Raw genomic sequence first — 4006 nt, 5'->3', positions numbered from 1 at the left:
CAACAATGCACCCAGACCCAAGAACCCGTAACTCGCCGTAATCATAGCAACGTGGATAGCCAGCCAGTACGATTGGAGTACCGGAACCAGATTGGTCACCTGAGGATCCATCCAGTTTAGATGGGCAACAAAAAGGATTAATCCTGTCATGATCGATGTAGCCGCCATCGTCATTAACGATTTACGAGAGAAGATAAATCCGGCTAACACACTCGCCCATCCGATATAGATCATCGATTCATATCCGTTTGACCACGGAGCATGACCCGCGATATACCAGCGCATAATCAAACCTGCCGTATGGGCTAAAAAGAACCCGATCAAGAACCCGAACGAAATCTTGCGAAGCCATTCTGCACTAAATCCGGGTTTGAGAATTTTAATAAACGACAATATCAACAGCGTAAACCCTACTACAAAATAAAGCGGCCACAACTGTTCAAAAATATTGGCGTGATTATAGAAAATCTCGATATTGACTTTTGCATCATTCGGATACACACTTGCACCAACGAAGCGTTGATATTTATCGATTCGGGCCAGTGCTTCATCCGCTTTGGACCAGTCACCGCTTTTTGTCGCTTCATCGATGGCACTGAAATAACCGATTGCCAACAATCGAATGACTTCTGCGTCTTTCGGAGGCATGCTTTGCAAGGCATCAATCGTAGCATCCCATTTATGATTTTTATCATTCGGTACCGGCCACATGCGCATCAACGATCCGGTATAGACCATATAAGCAACATTCACCCGTTCGTCAACCTGCATTAATGCTTTGTCAAATTTATCCCGTTTTCCCGGTGCTTTACGGTTGGCTTCATCCACCAAAGCGGCTAACTTATATCCGCTGATTTGATCGGGTACTGCAAAAAATTGTGAGAAGGCCGCTGTTTTTGCATCTGCAGGGAGTCCGATCAGTTTATTGACCTCTTTGTCTCCCGTACGGATCATCGCGATTTCACGCCATGCATCAGGACGAAGCATCATCCCTAAAACAACTTGATTCGACGTCAGTCCCAAAAACGTATCATTGCGATTGAGTTTCGCCAGAATCTCGTGAGAAAGAGTATCGATCGGTTTCATACGACCGCCGGCATCTTGGATGATCAGATGACCGAACTTGTCCGCATGGGCTTTATCAAACGCTTTTGCCGTTTGAATTACCGGATTGTTTTCATCCGCCGCCACAGCATTTGTTGTTGAAAATGCCATTACAACCAATGCCAATGAAGCAACGATTTTTTGTGAATCCATTTTTTTGAGTTTCTCACTGAGTGCGTTGAATCGACCGTTTCTGACAATCAATACTCCGAACATTCCGATAGCAAGCAATAGGTATCCGATATACGTGATCAAAGTCCCCGGATCATGATTGACTGAGAGAACCGTACCGAGTTCATCCTGATCGAATGACGATTGGAAGAAACGGTACCCTTCGTAATCCAGAATATGGTTCATATAGATACGGAAATCAAATTTGGATTGTTTGATCGGATCAATAACCGTCACTTCACTCGCATACGATGCAGGGGACATTGAGCCAGGATAACGCTCAAGCTCAAAATCGCGCAGTTTGATCGCAACAGGGAGTTTACGTTCGATTGAACCGTACGATGCTTCAATCACTGTATCTCCCAACGCTACACGTTTAGGATCGCCGACATCGCCCGGAGATCCTAAAACAACGGCTGAGGCTTTCTTGTCTCCACTGACAAAACTAAGACTCAACGCATCCTGTGCTTGTCCTTGCTGCATCATAGGTCCGCTTTTGCCTTTGGTAGGTTTTGAAACCAACTGCATTGACGCTTTCGGAATGAAATCACGCATTACGAATCCGCTTTGCGTCGTTTGGAAAAGGGTACGCTTTGTCATTTCATGTTTGCCTGAGGCTAAACTCGAGCTTTGCTGTGTATCCATGCTGAGAGTATTCAAAGAATTTGGAGTATCGATATAGGCTTTATCCCCTTCAACACTCAATGCAATGACCGGTTTTTCAAATGTTTTATTCGAATCAAAATCGATTACAACGTCGTTTGCTTCAATAAATTCACCCCGTTTAAGTGACACTTGCTGTGCACCCTCCGGTCCGGTAACCATCAGCTTAAAGATCGGTTCCCCCTTAGGATCGGCAACCGCTTCATAGCTGGCATCCCCCATATAGTTATCAAGATTAACCTTGATCTTTTCGCCGCCGGCATCCAAAATACGTTCAAAATGGTTAGAACTGCGTTTGGAGAGATACAACTGCTCTTTAAACGGATAGGTTTTATCCCCTTTGATAACATTGAATGTCACATACGGCTCTGAACTGACCAGTACATCGCTTTGTTCCCCTTCACGGATATGCATAGTCCCCTCATATCCGACATAACGTGTTACCGCTGCACCGACTAAGATGATCAAGAAAGCGGCATGAAACGTAAAGACTAAGATTTTAGCTTTTCGAGCCATATTAAAATTAATAATATTCAAAACGAGATTCAGGGCTAAAAGACCCAATAGAACTTCAAACCAACGGGCATTGTACACATCCGCTTTCGCAGTCATCGTGCCATAATCGTTTTCAATAAAGGTAGCATAGCCGATCGATACGGCAAAAATGAGCATAAGAGCCGCCATGGTTTTCATGGAGCTCAGGAGAGAGAGAATTTTATTCATTGAAAGACCTGTCTGTTATAGAATGATGGCATTGTAGTCATAGTTGGGTAAATATTTGTTAATTGAATATGAATAGTTACACGCCCTCAAGAATCATTGCCTCCGCAACTCGTTTAAAAGCAGCAATATTTGCCCCGTCGACAAAATTGCGCTCCCTGCCATATTCTTTGGCAGTCAATGCGACCCTTTTGTAAATCTGACGCATCAGTTCATCGAGCTTTCGATCTACCTTGTCATAATCCCATTTTTCCATTGAGGCGTTTTGGGACATTTCAAACTCACTGACCGCTACTCCTCCTGAATTAGACGCTTTTCCCGGTGCAAACAGTACCCCTTCTTCTTGCAAAAGATCGATCGCGTCCGGAGTTGTCGGCATATTCGCCCCTTCAACCACGGCGATGCATCCATTTTGGATTAGTGACGCTGCATCCGCCTTGGTCAGTTCATTTTGCGTTGCACACGGGAATGCCGCAAAACACGGATAGCTCCAAACTGCATGTGCACCTTCCGGATAATCCGCTTTTTTTGTATAGACGGAAGTAGGAACTTTCTCTTTATAAAGCATCAATGATTGACGTTTTTCATCCCCTTTGATACTCTTGAGCAATTCCAGTTTTATCCCCTCCGGATCATATATTGTCCCTTCGCTGTCACTGCAGGTAATCACTTTGGCGCCAAAAGCCTGTAATTTTTCAATCGTATGCAATGCAACGTTTCCCGCTCCGCTAACACTGCACACTTGAGCATCCAGAGTCTCCTGAAGTTCCTCTTTCAACATCTCTTGGGTAAAATAGACAACTCCGTATCCGGTTGCTTGAGGTCGCATCAACGATCCTCCGAAAGCATAAGGTTTTCCGCTGAGGACACCGTCATAATTACGGCTGATCCGTTTGTATTCACCGAACAAAAATCCGATTTCTTTTGCTCCGACGCCGATATCTCCGGCAGGGACATCGGTACGTGCTCCGATGTACTGATGCAGTTCGCGCATAAAGGCGCGGCAGAACTTCATGATCTCAAAATCGCTTTTCCCTTTCGGGTCAAAATCCGATCCCCCTTTGGCTCCGCCGAGCGGCAAGCCGGTCAAAGAGTTTTTGAAAATCTGTTCAAACGCCAAAAATTTTAAAACACCTGTCGTAACACTAGGATGAAACCGAAGCCCCCCCTTATACGGTCCGAGAGAATTGTTAAACTGGATGCGATATCCGTTGTTGATGTTTACGCGATTGTTATCATCGAGCCATTGCACTTTGAACTGAATAATCCGATCGGGTGTTACGAGACGTTCAACGATACCGTGCATCTCATACCGCGGATCACTTTCTACAATCGGAGTCAAAGAGTG

General features: G+C 44.9%; 2 protein-coding genes. Both read right to left on the bottom strand.

Annotated features, from left to right (window positions below; genetic code table 11):
- On the bottom strand, window positions 1-2661 hold a 2661-nt coding region (locus PHP90_RS13685), incomplete at its 3' end, for a cytochrome c biogenesis protein ResB (protein ID WP_299931015.1).
- 76 nt (window positions 2662-2737) lie between these two features.
- Window positions 2738-4006: NADP-specific glutamate dehydrogenase (gene gdhA, locus PHP90_RS13680; protein ID WP_299931013.1), on the bottom strand; the 1269-nt coding region annotated here is incomplete at its 5' end.

Origin of the sequence: Sulfuricurvum sp., assembly GCF_028712165.1 — a bacterium.
Taxonomy (GTDB): domain Bacteria; phylum Campylobacterota; class Campylobacteria; order Campylobacterales; family Sulfurimonadaceae; genus Sulfuricurvum.
Note: the sequence above shows the minus strand (reverse complement) of the source record. Positions and strands in the feature narration are given on the sequence as shown.